Below are 16,895 nucleotides of genomic sequence, written 5' to 3' on the forward strand. Positions count from 1 at the left end.
GAGTAAAAACGGAGGTGATTATGTCGTCAGAAGGAGAAACTACCAAACAAGTAGAGAAGCACACGTCTAAAGTACCATCAATCGTATTTCTTGCCGCTTCTCTGGCCGCGATGGGCGCATCGCTCACATTAAAATGCCTGGGTAAAAAGCACACAGCCTTATTTGTAGGGCAGTGGGCAGCACCCTTTTTACTGCTTGGTATTTATAACAAGATTGTAAAAACAGAGGGGCATGATTAACCATTAAAAAATGAAACTTTATGGAAACACTTGAAGAAACACAAACCAATGTTCATTCCCGCCTGGAGCAGTTTTTTAATACCATGCTTCAGGAAATTTACTGGTCTGAGTTGCAGCTGGTAAATGTATTAGGTACCATGCGGGACCGGGCCACTACCCGAAAACTGCAAAACGCCTTTGAACAGCATTTGTCGCAAACCCAGACGCATGTACGCAGACTGGAAGAAGTATTTCAGTTGCTGAACCAGGAAGCTTCTCCCGAGCCATGTGCCGGTTTACAAGGCTTATTTGATGAGGGCTGGCAGGTAATAGACGAAACCGAAGATGGCACAGCTCAGCGGGATGCTGCGCTGATTATTGCCGCGCAGAAAGTAGAACATTATGAAATGGCCTGTTATGGTAGTCTTGCTACACTGGGCCGTACCATTGGTCAGGAGCGCATTGCCCATATATTTGAAGAAACACTGGCCGAAGAAAAAGAAACCGATGCGCTGCTTACGCAGATTGCAGAGGGTAGTATAAACTATCAGGCCAGCAGGGAACTGGCAGATGATATCAGTTAACCATTTATTATACGCTAAACTATGTCAGACAAAAAAGAAACTTCCGAAGCGGTAAAGCCGGCACCAACAGGCAATGCCAGCAATCCATCACCGGCTGATGAAAAAATAGTGCGTGATAAAGCCACCGCCAATAAAGAAAAAGCAGAAAAATATATCCGTGAATCTGGTAACATAGAAGATATGCCGGATGCGGAAGAAGAGGATAATTCGCAGGGATAGGGTAATCGTGTATTGGATAGCAGAGCAGTCTCCTTGTTTACAAACATGCGGGGCTGTTCTTTTTTAATGCCTCGCTAAAAGTTAGTGCGAAGAATCATAGCAGGCAACGCATTCAGGTATACCGTGGCTGGTTGTTGCATTCCGGATATGTGGCCAATGAAACAGCCCTGTTTCACCCGTTATCCCGGTGCTATAGCAGGTAAAAAGTAAGGGTAGCCTAAGATGCCCTAATTTAGCGGCATGAGAAAAACTATTATGCTGGCATTGCTGTTGTTTTGCGTAAAGGCGCAGACACAGGTGTTGCAAACACCTTTTGAAAACAGTGCCGGCAGGCAAACGGCTACGTATGCGGAGTGTATCCGTTTTTACAAACAGCTGAACAGCTATTCCAGTCGTGTTTCTATTAAAGAAATGGGAAGCAGTGATGCGGGTTATCCCTATCACCTGGTATTATTCTCCAACGATGGTGTGGCAGATCCTGCCGCCTGGCATAAAAAAGGCAAATTAGTTATATTGGTTAATAACGGCATACACCCTGGCGAGCCGGATGGCATAGATGCCAGTATGTTGCTGTTGCGCGATCTGGCAACGGGCAAAGCGCATATTCCTGATAATATTGCTTTGGCAGTTATTCCCGTTTATAATATTGGTGGGGCATTCAATCGCAACAGCTATTCCCGCGTTAATCAGGATGGCCCGGAAAGCTATGGGTTTCGGGGTAATGCGCAGAATCTGGATCTGAACCGCGATTTTACTAAAAACGATTCACGGGAGGCGCGTTCGTTTGCGCAAATATTTCACTGGTTAAATCCTGATATTCTGATTGACAACCATGTGAGTGATGGCGCCGATTATCAGTATACCATGACGCTGCTTAGTACCCAGTGGAATAAGATGGGAGGCGCACTGGGTACTTTTTTGCATGATGTTTTTCAGCCTGCTTTGTTTGAGGGTATGGAAAAGAAGGGTTGGCCTTTAACACCCTATGTAAATTTTGAAGCGGGGAATCCTGAAAAAGGCTGGGAGGCTTTTTACGATCCGCCACGTTATTCAAGCGGCTACGCTGCCTTATTTAACACCATTGCTTTTATGCCGGAAACACATATGCTAAAGCCTTTTCCCACGCGTGTACAAGCTACGCGTGCTATGATGGAAACCATTGTTACCAAAGCATCGGCTTATGCCAGGGATATAAAAGAAAAGCGCAGGCAGGATATTGCCGCCTATGCCAGCGATGGCCGGGCAGCGTTACGCTGGCAGGCCGATACCACACGTTGGGATACGCTGCTTTTTCGTGGGTATGAAACGGCTACCAAAACAAGCGAGGTAACCGGTATGCCTCGTTTGTATTACGATCATACACGACCATTTGAAAAAACGGTAAAGTTCTTTAACTATTATGCACCTGTGCAACACGTTAATGTGCCTGAAGCGTATGTTATTCCACAAGGCTGGCATGAGGTGGTTGAACTGTTGCGCCTGAATAAGGTAGTTATGCGCCAGCTAACACGCGATACAGTTATGCGTTTGGGAGTATACCGGATAGCAGACTACCGCAGCAGTGCCAGACCTTATGAAAAGCATCACAGAAACAGTCAGGTAAAAGTGAACAGCACAACCGAAGCCATTGCATTGCGCAAGGGTGATTATATTATTAACACCCATCAGCCAGCCCGGCGCTTTCTGGTAGAGATGCTGGAGCCGGAAGGTGATGATTCTTATTTTGCCTGGAATTTCTTTGATGCCATTCTGCAACAGAAAGAGGGATACAGTGATTACAGGTGGGAAGATGTAGCTGCGGAATGGATGAAAACGCACCCGGAGGTAAAACAGGTGCTGGATGCGAAAAAGAAAACGGATAGCGCTTTTGCTGCCAATGCTTCTGCCCAGCTGGAGTTTGTGTATAAGCATTCTCCTTATTACGAGCCGGAGCATATGCGTTATCCGGTGTACAGGATGGAGTAAGATAATGTTGTGTTAATACAGACTGTTTACTTTCGCCCACGAATCATCGTGCAGAAATCATGTACCGTACTCTTACCAACCACATGCTGCTGCAGGGCATTCGCCGGAAAGACCGTGATGCTTTTGATGCCTTATACCACCGGCTGGCAGAGCCGCTGCTGGACATGGCATTACTAAAAACGGGCGAAAAGGCAGTAGCGCAGGACATAGTGCAGGAATTGTTTATCTGGTTATGGGAAAAGGCTCCCGAAATTACTTTGTCGGACGACAACGACAGCACTGTACGCGCTTATCTCTTCGGCGCACTCCGTAACAAAATATTCAATTATCACGCGGCTCTGGTACGCCACGGCAAGGTGGCGGGTGAATTGCTGCGACTTTCGCCTGTAGCAGCAGAAACTGATCCGCAGAAGCAGGCGGAGTGGCGTGAGCTGGAACGGGCCATGGAAAAAGAAGTAGAGGCTTTACCCGATGGTATGCGTAAAATTTACCAGCTCAGTAACCGCGGCGCTATGAGTATACAGGAGATAGCAGATAGCCTGCTGCTTTCCGAACAAACCGTTAAAAACCAGCTGGGGTTGGCTTCCCGCCGTATCCGTTCTTCTTTATACAAGTTCAGAAGCTGGCTGTTTTAACCGGCTATGTTACCAGATTATTAACTCCGTTTTTTTGATGGTACTTTCTTTTCCGCCGTTTGCTGTATTAGTAAAGCGGCAGTAAAAATGGATGCGCAACGACTCAGTTATTTATTGGAACAATATGGTACCGGTTCTATTCAGGCTGCTGAGCAGGCAGAGCTGGATACCTGGTACGAAGCCCTGGAAATAACCGGCGCTCCTTTTTTTACCAGTGGGCAGCCTAAACAGCAGCAGCTGGATATATTGTTACAGCAATTGCATAGCAGGCTGCCCGCGCCGCAGGCACCTGTAGTGCCGCTGCAACCCGCAGCACGCCGTTATCACCTGCGGGGGATAGCAGTCGCAGCAGGTATTGCAGCCGCAGTAGCAGGCGTGTATATATGGCAGCAGCAGCAGCAGCAGCGTGCTACTACTACACAGCTGGCAAAAACACAGCAGGTGGTACCCGTTATAAACGATTCTATTGCGGCATTCCGCCGCAAAACCAATACGGGTAAAACCAATCTGCAACTAAAGCTGGAAGATGGTACTGTAGCGGTGTTATCACCTGCCGCTTCGCTTAAATATCCGCAACAGTTTGGTAGCGATGCACGCGAAGTAACTATTGAAGGAAAAGTGTTTTTTGATGTAGCGAAAGATAAACAAAGGCCTTTTACGGTATACTCCGCACATTTTGCCACTGCCGTACTGGGTACTTCCTTTTCCATACAGGATATGCCTTCTGGCTTATCTGTAAAGCTTTTCAGCGGCAAGGTAAAAGTGCGGTCTACAGAAGGGCAGCAGACCGGCTGGAAAAAAGATCTGGTACTGCTGGCAGGTGAACAGCTGCAATACAATGCACATAAGGGCGCGCTTGCCGTAAGCAAAATGTCTGCTGCTGTAGCTGCTCCTGTGGCAGCGGTACAGCAGGGTACGGTTACGGATAGTGGCGATGAAATGGTGTTTGAAAACGCCTCTCTGCCACAGGTGCTGGATTGCATCAGCAGGTTTTATAATATTTCCATACAATACAATAAAGCAGCTATAGAAGGGCTGTATTTTTCAGGAGCCATGCAAAAAACAGATGCAGCGGCGGTGATATTAAAAGCAATTATCCGCATGAACGGGTTAGATATACAGGAAACTGAACAGGGATACCAGATTGGTAATCCGCAATAAGCAAACTACCATACGAAGCACACATTACCGGTAAACATGCAGCATGGCTGTGTGCTTCAGAACTATTGTGCATATTAAAAAATAAACATTATGATGTTGGTTATGAAACAGGTATTTGCCGGGCGTACAACCCGGTGGGGCTGGTGTTTGCTGCTACTGCTGGGCCTGCAGGTACAGGCGCATGCACAGGATGCAGCAGTAACAGGGTCTGTTATATCAGAAAAAGGCGATTTTTTACAGGGCGTGAATGTGCAGGCACGTAAAGCGGGCAGTGCAGCAGTGATTGCTTCTGTAGTAACCGATGAAAAAGGGTTGTTTATGATTAAACAACTGGCAGCAGGTACTAAGTACGATTTTACTTTTTCTTCCGTAGGGTACGAAAACAATTTTTACCGTAACTATCTGGTTAAACCCGCCGCACAGAAAAACTCTTTGCTGATTAAACTGAAAGAAAAAAATAATCAGCTGGATGAAGTAGTTGTAACGGGCCAGGGCATTGGCATTAGTAAAAGACGCATAGCCACCAATGTTACTTCTATTAAAGGCACTGAACTGGAGCAGTTGCCTTCCGGCAGGTTAGATCAGTTGTTGCAGTCTAAACTGCCCAACGCACAAATCCGTTTAACCGGTGGTCAGGCTGGCGCTACTTCTATTATCCGCGCCCGTGGTGTTACTTCCGCTTTTGTAAACTCTACACCCATTATTTACATAGATGGGGTACGGTTAGATAACCTGAATACCGTTGCTGCCCTGGGCGGCGGTAGCGCGCAGGGTTCTGCTATCAGTTCTATTGCCGATATACCTATGGATAATATTGAAACCATTGAATACATTAACGGTGGTGCTGCCACTACCTTATATGGTTCAGATGCAGCCAATGGTGTAATACAGATTATTACTAAAAAAGGAAGCGGTGGTAAAACGGCGGTTACAGCCGAAGTGCAGCTGGGGGCAGAAAGATCAACCAACGATTTTTTGCATTTTAAGCGTACGGCAGATCTGCTTTTTCAAAATGGTTTGTTTCAAAAGTACCACGTGGCTGTAAATGGTGGAAAAGACAAATCAGGCTTTAGCTTTTCTATGAATTATATGAACAGCAGTGGTGTGCAGATATACGATCAGAACAACAACCGCAAAATAGATTTTAGCAGTGGCTACCGTGCTGCGTTAACAGATAAATTAACCTACGAAAACTCTTTTACCTATGTAAACAATAAATACAAGCGCAACCGTAATGGCAACCAGGGTGGTTATACAGGCCTTTGGTTTGCAGAAAGCGGCTCTTCGTCCATTACAGGCCCGCGCTTTAATCCTAACCTGGACAGTCTTTCCGATGCGGACTTTGCAAAAATGAAAGATTATGTAAATGAGGCTGAGCGTTTACAGGATAATCAGATAACCGTTAACCGCTTTACTACCTCGCAGGTGTTTAAGTATACACCTATTAAAAAAATGGTAATTAAAGCTACCGGCGGTATCGATTACCGGGTTATGCGCGATATGATGGTGCAAACCAACCAGTATCTTACCCATACCACCGGTACCTACACCAATAACAGGGGCAACATTTCTAACAGTGAGCGTAAGTACATGGGCCTTACGTTTGAACTGAATGGCCAGTATAGCTGGAATATTAACGACTTTTCGTTTGTATCTACCATCGGCGGCCAGTTTTTCAGAAATGAAGACAATCAGGTAGCCTATTCCGGTACCAATGTGCGCGATGGCTCGCGCCTGGTAAGCGATGCGGCTGTAAGAACGGCCAACGATTATTATTTAGAAGTGGTTAACTATGGTATTTATGTTTTGCAGAACATCGGCTATAAAAACCGCTTCTTTTTAGATCTCGGTTTGCGTGGTGATGGAAACCCTGCGTTTGGTAAAAACATTGGTGTACAGTATTATCCCAAAGCCGGTATGTCGTGGGTGTTTAGCAGTGAGCCCTGGATGGAAGGTATTCATAATGTAGTAAGCTCTGCCCGGCTGCGTGCAAGCTATGGTTTGGCGGGTAACCTGCCTATGGCATGGGCTAACCAGCGTACTATTAAGCTGGATGGTTTTGGAGGCGAGCAAACCGCTTATTTTGGTCAGCCTGGTAATAACGATCTTGGTCCTGAAAAAACACAAACTGCCGAAGGTGGCATTGATCTGAGCTTTCTGAAAGATCGTATTACGTTTTCTGCCGGCTACTACCGTGCGGTTACCAACAGGGCGCTGTTTTCTGTGCCGCCCACACCTTCCAGTGGCGAAATGCAAAACCAGCAGTTTAACGTAGGAAAAATATTGAACCGTGGCTGGGAATTTCATACTACCGTAGTACCGGTAAAAACCAACGATGTTACCCTGTCTGCCAATTTATCAGTAAACACCCTGTATAATACAGTGCTCAGTTCCGGCGGTGTGGCACCGTTTAACCTGAATGGTTTCAGTGCCCGTACTTTGCAAACCGTGGTGCAGCAAGGTTATTCCGTAGGTTTTTTGCGTGGTAACTATGGTACGTTCGATGCGAATGGTGTGTTAAGTTCTACCGTAGCACAAAGCTACCTGGGTACTACCATTCCTGACCTGTTTGGTAGCATGGGTCTCAATTTCCGCTATCGTAACCTCAGCCTGTTTGCCAATGCCGATTATCAGAAGGGTGCTGTTGCCAGCGACTGGGATAGTCAGTTCCGCTTCAACTATGGCGCAGGTACGGAAGGTATTCCGCAAGGGGAGATTGATAAGAACAAGCGTGCCAACTGGTTAAGTTTTACCAACATGTTTGTACATAAAACAGACTTTATTAAAGTAAGAACCATTGGGGTTACCTGGGGGCTGAAAAAACTGTCTGCCATACCAGGCATTCAGAACATGGTAATAGGCTTTACCGTAAGCAATCCGTTCAATTTCGCCGCTTCTCCATTCGATCCTGAAGCTACTATCAGCGGATCGGCACAGGGCCAGGGTGGTGCTACTACCGGTGGTATTTCTTACGCTACTTATTCTGCGCCACGCCAGTTTGTAGGCTCGGTGCGTGTAAACTTTTAACTCATTAACGCATACAGATATGAAACGATATATAATAGCAGGTTTACTGGGTGTTTCTGTACTGAGTAGCTGCGTAAAAAATCCGAATCTTACAGAAGAGGCTTACCTGTCTAAGCCCGATGCTGCCAAAAGCTGGGCGCAGGGTTTAAGACGCCAGCTGGCGCTTACGATGAACGGCATTGTTGTGAATGTAGAAATAGCCTCTGATAATTACTTCAACAACTATACGCAGTACAGCAAAGTGTTTGATGTGCCTCAGATGGACTATACCGATGTGGATGTAAACAATATTCAGTTGCTGGTTCAGCGTTTACGCGCAGCGGCTGAGTATGGTATGAATACCATTTTGCCGGGCGATGCCAGTGCTACCGCCACAGATCGTGCCCTTATCATTTTCAGCCGCGCTTACGCACATATTTTAAGCGGCGAGCTGTTTGTAGCACTGCCGGCCAGTACCAATGGCGTGGCCTTAACGCCGCAGGAGCATTATGCCAAAGCGCTGGAGTTTTTAGATGAGGCGCTGGCGGTAGAAACAGATGCTGTTAAAAAAACAGCTTATACGGTGCTGAAAGCGCGCGTATATTATAACCTGGGCGATGCTGCCAATGCAGAAAAGTTTGCACTGGAAGCTGCTGCTTCAAAAGATATGCTGTTTAACGTTGCCTTCGACGGGCAAAATGCGGTAAGCAACGAAATGCAAACCGCTGTGTTTACCTCACTGCCTAACCGCCTGGCACCGTTACCACGTCTGGATTTTCTGGACCCTAAATACTCTGATAACGGTGTACCGGCTACAGAACAACGCCCGGTGGCTATTGTAAAGGCAGAAGAAGCCCGCCTGATACTGGCAGAAGTGCAGGTTTCTGCCTCACGCCTGGCAGAAGCCAGAACCACATTGAAGAACCTGCTTTCTGAAGTAGTAAACGCACGCCCGTACACGTTACTGGACGATAGCCGCGAAACCCGCAATGGTGGTAACCGTAACGATTATCCGTTAGTAGCCGTACAGGTAAAGTTTGATGCGGCCGATAGCTTACGCAGCAACTATGTTATAAACCGTAAGGGTGGCACCATGCGTTCTTACACGGTATCTGCCACCAGAGTTACTGCTGCGGAAATTGATGCAGCTGCCACGCAGGATGCGTTACTGTATCTGGTATACCGCCTGCGGCAGGAGATATTTTTTGCAGAAGGCAGGAGAATGACAGACCTGGGTATTAAAATGCCGGTATCGCAAACCGAGCAACTGAACAACCGCAACATTACCGATGCGCATATTAAACCACAGATACCTGCCTTTATACCAGTGAACAGAGGCATGGACGATTTTACGTATGATAAAACAGCAGGTGTGGTAACCATTACATATGATATGAATAAGGTGATGGTACAGAACAAGAGCGCTAAAGAAATTTTTCCATTTATTAATTAACCCGAACATGAAAAAGATAGTAATTCTGTTCAGCGCACTGCTTGTCATTGGTGGCAGTGCTGCTGCTCAAAAGGCGAAGTATGTGGTGCTGATAAGCGTAGATGGCTTCAGACCGGATTTTTATAAAGACAAAACCTGGCCCACCGCCAACATGCAGCTGATGATGGAGAAGGGCGTATGGGCGCAGGGGGTACGCGGTATTTTTCCTACCGTTACCTATCCTTCCCACACCACGCTGGTAACCGGCGCTATGGCCGCCAAACACGGTATTTTATACAATACTGCTTTTGAAGCTACCGGCCAGCGCGGTGAGTGGAACACAGAAGCCTCACTGGTTAAAACAGAAACCCTGTGGGAAGCGGTGAAGAAAGCGGGTATGACATCTGCCTCCGTATCCTGGCCTGTTACCGTTGGCGCAACCTCCATTGATTACAATATTCCTGAAACCTTTTCCAAAACCAACCCTGCGGACAGAAGAGGTGCCAGCCGTGAGCAATCTACCCCAAAAGGTTTATTTGATGAAGTGGAACTGAATGCTACCGGTAAACTGCAGATGAACGATTACAATCTGAGTTCACTGGCTATGGATGAAAACGTAAGTCGTATGGCTGCTTATATCATCCGTACTTATAAGCCTAACTTTATTACCCTGCACCTGCCTTGTACAGATGGTGCACAGCACAGTCAGGGCCGTACCGGCGATGCGGTAACCCGTGCAGTGGCTTCTGCAGATCATGCCATTGGCAATATTCTGGATGCGCTGGAAAAAGCAGGTATTAAAGACAGCGCTGCCGTAATTGTAACCGGCGATCATGGTTTTGTAGATACCCATACTTCCATAGCCCCCAATGTATGGCTGGCCGGTTTGGGCTTAACTCCCGCCAAAGCAGATGCAGAAAACTGGAAGGCGGTATTCTTTACCACCGGCGGCTCCACCTTTCTGCGTTTGAAAGACAAGAAAGACGAGAAAACCCTGGCACAGATAAAGAAGATGCTGGATGAACTTCCACAACAGTATAAAAAGCTATTTCGCGTGGTAGACAGAAAGGAAATGGACAAAATGGGTGCTGACTACGATGCCTCCCTGGCGCTTACCGCCGTACAGGGCTTTTCTTTCAGCAACGATACCTCCGGCGATATTCTTAAACCTACCAAAGGTGGTACACACGGTTATTTCCCCGATTTCTACGAAATACAAACCGGCTTTATCGGATACGGCGCAGGCTTTAAAAAAGGTGGCGTGGTTCCGGTGATTGGCCTGGAAGATATAGCGCCTACCATTGCTCAGCTACTGGGTATTCAACTACCGAACGCAGATGGTGTTGCTTATCCCGGCCTGCTGGAAAAGAAATAGGCGGTTCCCGATTTTTGGATTGTACATATCCTTTGGCTGCCTCCTGTAAAGGGGGCAGCCTTTTTGTTTATCCGGAATAGGTTGCTGCAACTACGGTTAGATTACATGTATTGGGTGGTATCAGGTAATCGGGTTAAATTGCCTTCATGAGATATTTGTTTGCCATTCTATTCTTTTTTCCCGTAAAAATTTCTGGTCAGAATCTGTTGCCTTTAATCTGGCAGGTTAGTAGTAGTGATACCATTGTATCTGCGCCTGATACCGGCCGTGTTTTGCAAAGCCGTTGGATGAACCTCTTATTATCCTGGGAACGGCAGGGCTATTTTGCCAGAACCGGTACCCGCCGTTTATGGACGGAATTTGAGGTGCCCATAACAGGTAGCAAAGGCAATCTGCAATTGCAGGTGGGCCTGGAATGCCGTATAAAGGCTGTATATGTAAATGGTGTATTGATTGGGCAAAACCTGCCATATGTACGCCATACGAAGCGGGATACACTGCATCGTTTTGAATTGCCTGTTTCCCTGCTTCGTGCGGGAAAAAACCGTTTGTCTGTTGTGGCTGATAACTTTGCCTATACCGGTGGTAAAAGCAATAACCGCTGCCTGCTGCTGCCCGCTGTATCTAATACACAGGAGTCTGTTACGTTTGGGTTTGATAACGCGGACAGACTCTATTTAAAAAACGCTCCGGTAATAAAACTAACCTGCCGTACAGAAGCAATGGGAAAGGCGGATGTATATGTTGTTAACGATTTTCATGATACCTTATATCAAAAAACGTTTTCTTTAAAGAAAGGGCAGCAGGAGCTGTCGATTGATCTGCGCCATAGTATTACACACCCCGGTTTTTATGAGTGCATAGTAGTACAGAAGGGAAGGGGATACAAGGGTGATGTAAAATGGTTTGCTAAGCAGCCGGAAAATATTACCGGTACTACGCAAACCCCGGATGGTTTTGCAGAGTTCTGGCAGGAGTCATTACAGGAGTTGAACAGCATACCACCCGGCTTTACCATAATAAAAAGCGACAGCCTGAGCCGGGGCAACCGCGATGCCTTTATTATCAGTTATCAATCTGCCGGTAATATAACCATCAGGGGCTACTATTTTGTTCCGCGAACCTCCGGAAAACATGTTGCTGTTTTGCATTTGCCAGGGTATGGTTATGGTTATCGGAATCTGGAGAAGTTTATAAATAGCAGGGAAAATGTTGCAGAGCTTGCATTATGTGTACGCGGACATGGCATTAGCGCAGATGTGTTTCATCCGGGATTTGGTGTGCCGGGTATATGGGGGTATCAGCTTTGCAACCAGCAGACCATCGCTTACCGCTCGATATATCTGGACTGTGCACGGGCTATTCAGTTTTTATGCAGCCGCCCCGAAATAGATTCCACCCGTTTGGGAGTAATGGGGGCCAGTCAGGGCGGAGGCCTTGCGCTGGCAACGGCCGGGTTAATGCCGGATCATGTTAAGGCGCTTGCTTATTTCGATCCTTTTCCCTGTGATGTCCGCGACCTGATACAGACACGGAAACTTTGTGTGGAGGAACTGGAGTCTTATCGCCATTATTATAATGATGCCTGCTCCTTTGAACAGGTACTGGCTGTGCAGGATTTTATTGATGCAAAGAATTTTGCCCCTCTGATAAAAGCGAAAACGTTTTATGCCACCGGATTGCTGGATGATGATTGCCCTCCACGTGTAGGGTTTGCAGCATATAACGAAATACGTGGTGAGAAACGTTTTGTGATAAATGCAGACGACAGCCATGTGGGAGAATCTGACCCCTACACGGCCATGTTCCTGTTTTTAAAGGGTGCGTTGGAATAGTTAAGGGCAGCCCGCGCCATAACCGGCGGCTGCCGGTACGATGTTATAGCTGCTTCCTGTACAGGAAGCAGCCTTTTACATTATTCAAATGACATGGTAACCGCTCCTTTTTTATCATCTGCCAGTATTTTCTGTGCAATTTCCTGGTTGGTAGGTTGCAGTACAGAAAAGTGATCTTTCCCTTTTACAATGTGGCAATGCAGAAATTGATTGTCTTCCTTTTTAGCTATGCGTTCCAGATCTTTTACTGCATCCATATTACCGTTTTGATCTCCTTCAAATACAAACACAGGTGTTTGCAGCGATGATAGCCACAGAGCAGGGGCGCGAAGCCTGTTTTCCTGTTCGTTTGTAGTGTTATAAGTGAGATTGTCGGGGCCATATTCCGCGGCAGCGGTACCAGGGCCAAAGCTGAAAACGGCTCTGAACTTATTGGTGCATTCAGCAGCCAGCAATACCTTGGTGCCGCCGGTGCTGTGGCCACCCAGGTAAATTCTGTTGGGATCAATACCTTTTTGTTTGGCAAGAAAATCGGCTGCTGCTATAATATCATCAATTTCGCCAAAGAAAGATTCATCAGAGCCGGGGTTGCCGTTGCCACCTCTTTGTGCGGGGTGCATCATTATTATACCTGCCTTGCTATAGTCTGCGGCACTCTGGTCATTATCGGGGCTGGCTTCGCTCCATACATCGCCAATATCGTTACCAAAGCCACCTGTAATCCATATAATAGCGGGGTGCAGTTTACCGTCGTCTGGTATCTTACCCAGGTAAGCCGTCATATTACCAATAGGGGTGGGGTAAGAGACAATTGAAAACAAGTCCTGTGGGGGCTCTTCTGCGGGGTCTTCTATCTTGTTGATCTTAATCAGCTGCGTTTTAAATCCCTTGCGGGCTTCAGCGAGTGTATGTTCTGTTTTGTTTTTCTGAGTACTGTTATTACAGCTGAACGCTGCTACCACAAAAAGGGTAAGGATAACGGGTGTAAATTTTTTCATTGTAGTTATAAGTTAATTATTGTTTTCATTTCAGTTGCAAAGTCATCAATTGATTCAATATTATGCAAGTTTTGCTCGTAATTCAGTCCTTTTTTATACAATTCAATAGTAAGCGTATTTAAAGTCTCCCATATATCCTCTTTTGCTTTAATAGTGATACAACTATAGTATCCCATATCTTGTCCAATTAACAAGTCTATGAAAATGTCTCTTTCGCCAAGTATTTCGTCAAGTGTTGGTTTTTCATTTGTAGATAGCTGGTTCACTAATTTCAAATTATAGTTGTCGAGGCCGAAGAAAGTTATTTCAGAACTTGCATCACCAAATGTCGCAAGTTCAAGTCCAATGATGTCCTGGTATTTCTCTATTTCAAATAATCCGGCCAGGTGTTTATGCTCTTGCTCCCAGCTTGAAGGTTCAGGGCTAATTGTAATGCATGAGCGGCTTTTAACAAAACCGTTGTCTTGTGGTTCTGTCATCATGTGTTCATACTCCAGGTCATATTCCCATTTAATAAAATGAAAAGCCTTATTAAGAATATCCTTCGCTTCATCCCGGTAATAGTTTGGAATAGCAAATGCCGTTTTGCTTTTTAAAAGTTGCCAGACTAATGTGATATAAATAATGTTGTCTTCGGCTAAATTGTTGTTGATGGCAAAATTGTAATATGGATTTTTCTCATCTTCTTCATAGGGGGCCTTTTCATAGAGCCCACTCCAGCTTTTTTCAATTATTGGATTTTGGAATCTGTCATAAAAAAAATTGTAAACGAATAAGTTCTGCTCTCTTGTTTTTATAAAGTTTAAAGGTTTCATGGGGCAACTAGCTCTACGATGCGTGAAAGTTTGATTCCTCTCTCTCTCTGGAGAGTTTGCGGTAAAAATATGCGAAAACAGGCAGGAAGCGCACTCTGGCTTTTCTCCCCAGAGCTCTGGCGGCAAATGCCACAGGTCTGGGGAATGCCGCCAGAGCTCTCTGAAGTGTAGGTGGAGCCCTCTGGCCTTTCCGGAGAGCCCTATAAAGACCCTGAAGAGCTCTCTGGCCATTCTATTCAGCTCTATGGAATGCCCGTAGGGACCTCGCGCTATTCCAGAGTGCTCTAAGAATGAACGGTAGGGCTCTGGGAGCATTCAGGAGGGCCCTCTGAAATGATCCCAGAGCTCTGGCTACAAATCTCTGAGCTCTGGCGGCAAATCCCCGGGCTCTGGCGGCAAATTTCCCGAGTCGGTGCCGCACATACCCGGGCTTTCCGGAGATTCTAAAGTGCTCTATAAGAAATTGAAAAAGCTGGTGGATGAAATGCTCCAGCTTTCTGGAGTTTTGCCAGTGTTGGTTGGGCATATTTATAAGGTGTAGCGCCATTTGCTAAAGCTCAGCGATCACTTTCTGCTGCTCCGGCAATGTTTGCCAGAGCATATTGCGGAGCCGCTAAAGTTGGCGCATTATTTTACCAATTCGTAATTACAGCTGACCGCAGGTACGTGAATTAACAGGCAGGAGCGGGTTTAATAACAGTAGAATGGTTAAAAAATAGTTAAAGAATTGCTAACGATTGTTGTTTATTCTTTATACATTAGCTGCACTTATCCTTGAAAAGCCATTGTAATCCGGTTTTTTATTTATCAATATAAACCAATCTCAATGGAAACGTTTTTGTCAGCTATCCTTCTATGGGCCGCCAATTTTGCTCCGCGCGGCTGGGCTTTTTGCCAGGGGCAGATTCTTTCTATAGCCCAGAATTCTGCTTTGTTTTCTTTATTAGGCACCACCTTTGGCGGTAACGGAACAACCACTTTTGCATTACCCAATTTTGCCAGCCGTGTTCCGGTAGGTGTTGGTCAGGGCCCGGGACTTAGTCCTTATGTGCTTGGCCAGGCATCAGGTGTGGAATCGGTTACGTTAATTACCACACAAATGCCTCAGCACACGCATATTGCATTTGTGGCAGCAGGATCAGGTGCCAGCAGTGCTACAGGTACGTTAAAAGCAATTAATGGTCCTGGTGGTTCTGATTTGCCAGGTGGCAATTATCTGGCGCAGGATACCGCAGCAGGTTCCACTGTGTATGGCAGCGCCGGCACACCGGTAAACATGAATGCCGGTGCAGTAGCTATTTCTGACATCACTGTTCCGTTGCCTGCTGTAACAAACGGAATGGCAGGCGGTAGCCAGCCGCACGACAATATTCAGCCTTACCTGGCCATTAATTACATCATTGCATTAGAAGGTATTTATCCTTCCAGAAATTAATCAAATAGTACTTTCTTAAACACCCTCTACTACAGCTAACAACGTTTGTTATGCCCATCCGTATCGGTTTACTTGTGCCATATTCTTCTATTTACCCGCAATTGTCCGGCTCATTGGTAAGTGGCGTATACGCTGCATTGCCACCTGCCCTTGTTAAAAGTGGCTTTTTTGAGTTTATTCCGGAATATGTAAAACAAGGCAGCCAGAAAGATGTGGAAGAGGCCGTTAAGAAACTATTGTTCTTTCACCAGGCCGATATTATTGCCGGCCTGGTGAATTATAAAACAGCAAAAGGGCTGGTACCTTTTATTGAAAGCGCCAATCGTATTGGCTTTTTTACGGATATGGGCGAATGTATTCCTTCGGAAGAACTACAATCGAAGCACGTATTTTTTAACAGCTTTCAGTTCTGGCAATCGGAATATGCACTGGGATATTGGGCGCAGCAGCAGTTTGGCGATAAAGGAGTGGTGGTAATGTCTATGTACGATGCAGGGTACCATTTGCAAAGCGCTTTCAGGCAGGGTGCTATTAAGGCAGGGGCTACCATTATGGATTACGAAATACTGCATGGTGGCGACATGCGGCAGAGCATGGTACAGCAACACATACATTTGTTTTTAGAAAAAATGCAGGCTGCCCCGCCTGCTTATATACATGTGATAGTTTGTGGCACAGAGGCCGTAGAGTTTTTAAAAGCTTATAAGGCATCAACGCTGAATGGGAATGTGCCTCTGATGATTTCTACGCACATGGCAGCGGAAGAAATACTGCAACAGGTGGCTGATTTGCAGCTGGAATGTTATGCAGCACCTATGTATAACTACGATTCAGACGAAAAAAACAATACAGGATTTAAAAAAGCTTATCTGAGGCTTACGGGCAAAAAACCTGATGTGTTTGCTTTGCTGGGCTACGAAATGGGCCTGGTGCTTACGGCACTTTTTCCTGAGTTGCAAAAACGCGATTGGGCAAAAGTGCAACAGCTTTTGCAGAGCCAGGTTATCCGCAGCCCGCGTGGCGAAAGAAGTTTTTACCTGGACAGTAGTTATAAACAGCCTCTTATTGATATAGAAAAAATACAACTGGGCACAGGCGCAGTAACCAGGCTGGTGATAGCGCAGGGCCAATGTTTAGATTATAACCATGAAATTTTTAAACAGATACACCATGAAAATGTAAGCGGTTGGCAAAACCCTTACCTGTGTGTATAGCTA

14 protein-coding genes are annotated in these 16,895 nt (G+C 46.1%); 12 read left to right on the forward strand and 2 right to left on the reverse strand.

Annotation, left to right across the window (positions count from 1 at the left end):
• Nucleotides 1-20: 20 nt before the first annotated feature.
• The 10 genes from IEY13_RS14035 (at nucleotide 21) to IEY13_RS14080 (ending at nucleotide 12,430) form a co-directional block, all read left to right on the forward strand.
• A complete protein-coding gene (locus IEY13_RS14035; protein WP_188953140.1) occupies nucleotides 21-239 on the forward strand; it encodes a hypothetical protein in 219 nt (72 codons plus the stop codon).
• Between the two features lie 20 nt (nucleotides 240-259).
• Nucleotides 260-802 (forward strand): YciE/YciF ferroxidase family protein, encoded by a 543-nt coding sequence (locus tag IEY13_RS14040; protein ID WP_188953142.1) that lies wholly within the window; start codon nucleotides 260-262, stop codon nucleotides 800-802.
• Nucleotides 803-823: 21 nt separating this feature from the next.
• A complete protein-coding gene (locus tag IEY13_RS14045) occupies nucleotides 824-1,021 on the forward strand; it encodes a hypothetical protein (protein WP_188953144.1) in 198 nt (65 codons plus the stop codon).
• A gap of 240 nt (nucleotides 1,022-1,261) precedes the next feature.
• A complete protein-coding gene (locus tag IEY13_RS14050; RefSeq protein ID WP_188953146.1) occupies nucleotides 1,262-2,986 on the forward strand; it encodes a M14 family metallopeptidase in 1,725 nt (574 codons plus the stop codon).
• Nucleotides 2,987-3,045: 59 nt separating this feature from the next.
• Nucleotides 3,046-3,621, forward strand: coding sequence for a sigma-70 family RNA polymerase sigma factor (locus IEY13_RS14055; RefSeq protein WP_188953148.1), 576 nt, complete (start codon nucleotides 3,046-3,048; stop codon nucleotides 3,619-3,621).
• Nucleotides 3,622-3,708: 87 nt separating this feature from the next.
• Nucleotides 3,709-4,782: a FecR family protein gene (locus tag IEY13_RS14060; RefSeq protein ID WP_188953150.1), complete on the forward strand. Its 1,074-nt coding sequence runs from the start codon at nucleotides 3,709-3,711 to the stop codon at nucleotides 4,780-4,782.
• 102 nt (nucleotides 4,783-4,884) lie between these two features.
• Nucleotides 4,885-7,809 carry a TonB-dependent receptor domain-containing protein gene (locus IEY13_RS14065; RefSeq protein WP_229687867.1) on the forward strand — a complete coding sequence of 975 codons (2,925 nt, stop codon included), beginning with the start codon at nucleotides 4,885-4,887 and terminating at the stop codon, nucleotides 7,807-7,809.
• Nucleotides 7,810-7,828: 19 nt separating this feature from the next.
• Nucleotides 7,829-9,241 carry a tetratricopeptide repeat protein gene (locus IEY13_RS14070; protein WP_188953155.1) on the forward strand — a complete coding sequence of 471 codons (1,413 nt, stop codon included), beginning with the start codon at nucleotides 7,829-7,831 and terminating at the stop codon, nucleotides 9,239-9,241.
• A 7-nt stretch (nucleotides 9,242-9,248) separates the two neighbouring features.
• Complete coding sequence (locus tag IEY13_RS14075) at nucleotides 9,249-10,595, forward strand: alkaline phosphatase family protein (RefSeq protein ID WP_188953157.1); 1,347 nt, start codon at nucleotides 9,249-9,251, stop codon at nucleotides 10,593-10,595.
• 146 nt (nucleotides 10,596-10,741) lie between these two features.
• Nucleotides 10,742-12,430 carry an acetylxylan esterase gene (locus IEY13_RS14080; RefSeq protein ID WP_188953159.1) on the forward strand — a complete coding sequence of 563 codons (1,689 nt, stop codon included), beginning with the start codon at nucleotides 10,742-10,744 and terminating at the stop codon, nucleotides 12,428-12,430.
• A gap of 80 nt (nucleotides 12,431-12,510) precedes the next feature.
• Here IEY13_RS14080 and IEY13_RS14085 read toward each other — a convergent pair whose 3' ends face one another.
• Both IEY13_RS14085 and IEY13_RS14090 read right to left on the reverse strand, forming a co-directional pair.
• On the reverse strand, nucleotides 12,511-13,428 hold the full coding sequence (locus tag IEY13_RS14085) for an alpha/beta hydrolase family protein (RefSeq protein ID WP_229687868.1): 918 nt from the start codon (nucleotides 13,426-13,428) through the stop codon (nucleotides 12,511-12,513).
• Between the two features lie 5 nt (nucleotides 13,429-13,433).
• Nucleotides 13,434-14,474 (reverse strand): hypothetical protein, encoded by a 1,041-nt coding sequence (locus tag IEY13_RS14090; RefSeq protein ID WP_188953161.1) that lies wholly within the window; start codon nucleotides 14,472-14,474, stop codon nucleotides 13,434-13,436.
• Nucleotides 14,475-15,069: 595 nt separating this feature from the next.
• Between IEY13_RS14090 and IEY13_RS14095 the strand changes: the two genes are divergently transcribed.
• Both IEY13_RS14095 and IEY13_RS14100 read left to right on the forward strand, forming a co-directional pair.
• Nucleotides 15,070-15,678 carry a phage tail protein gene (locus tag IEY13_RS14095; RefSeq protein ID WP_188953163.1) on the forward strand — a complete coding sequence of 203 codons (609 nt, stop codon included), beginning with the start codon at nucleotides 15,070-15,072 and terminating at the stop codon, nucleotides 15,676-15,678.
• Nucleotides 15,679-15,728: 50 nt separating this feature from the next.
• Nucleotides 15,729-16,892 (forward strand): ABC transporter substrate-binding protein, encoded by a 1,164-nt coding sequence (locus IEY13_RS14100; RefSeq protein WP_188953165.1) that lies wholly within the window; start codon nucleotides 15,729-15,731, stop codon nucleotides 16,890-16,892.
• Nucleotides 16,893-16,895 lie beyond the last annotated feature (3 nt).

Origin of the sequence: Filimonas zeae, from assembly GCF_014641615.1 — a bacterium.
GTDB classification, from domain to species: Bacteria; Bacteroidota; Bacteroidia; order Chitinophagales; family Chitinophagaceae; genus Filimonas; species Filimonas zeae.

Bases quoted from the DNA above. Each gene is read 5' to 3' on its own strand.
- IEY13_RS14040 (WP_188953142.1), top strand. From the start codon at position 260: ATGGAAACACTTGAAGAAACACAAACCAATGTTCATTCCCGCCTGGAG.
- IEY13_RS14060 (WP_188953150.1), top strand. From the start codon at position 3,709: ATGGATGCGCAACGACTCAGTTATTTATTGGAACAATATGGTACCGGT.
- IEY13_RS14035 (WP_188953140.1), top strand. From the start codon at position 21: ATGTCGTCAGAAGGAGAAACTACCAAACAAGTAGAGAAGCACACGTCT.
- IEY13_RS14070 (WP_188953155.1), top strand. From the start codon at position 7,829: ATGAAACGATATATAATAGCAGGTTTACTGGGTGTTTCTGTACTGAGT.
- IEY13_RS14075 (WP_188953157.1), top strand. From the start codon at position 9,249: ATGAAAAAGATAGTAATTCTGTTCAGCGCACTGCTTGTCATTGGTGGC.
- IEY13_RS14065 (WP_229687867.1), top strand. From the start codon at position 4,885: ATGAAACAGGTATTTGCCGGGCGTACAACCCGGTGGGGCTGGTGTTTG.
- IEY13_RS14050 (WP_188953146.1), top strand. From the start codon at position 1,262: ATGAGAAAAACTATTATGCTGGCATTGCTGTTGTTTTGCGTAAAGGCG.
- IEY13_RS14090 (WP_188953161.1), bottom strand. From the start codon at position 14,474: ATGGCCAGAGAGCTCTTCAGGGTCTTTATAGGGCTCTCCGGAAAGGCC.
- IEY13_RS14080 (WP_188953159.1), top strand. From the start codon at position 10,742: ATGAGATATTTGTTTGCCATTCTATTCTTTTTTCCCGTAAAAATTTCT.
- IEY13_RS14095 (WP_188953163.1), top strand. From the start codon at position 15,070: ATGGAAACGTTTTTGTCAGCTATCCTTCTATGGGCCGCCAATTTTGCT.
- IEY13_RS14085 (WP_229687868.1), bottom strand. From the start codon at position 13,428: ATGAAAAAATTTACACCCGTTATCCTTACCCTTTTTGTGGTAGCAGCG.
- IEY13_RS14045 (WP_188953144.1), top strand. From the start codon at position 824: ATGTCAGACAAAAAAGAAACTTCCGAAGCGGTAAAGCCGGCACCAACA.
- IEY13_RS14100 (WP_188953165.1), top strand. From the start codon at position 15,729: ATGCCCATCCGTATCGGTTTACTTGTGCCATATTCTTCTATTTACCCG.
- IEY13_RS14055 (WP_188953148.1), top strand. From the start codon at position 3,046: ATGTACCGTACTCTTACCAACCACATGCTGCTGCAGGGCATTCGCCGG.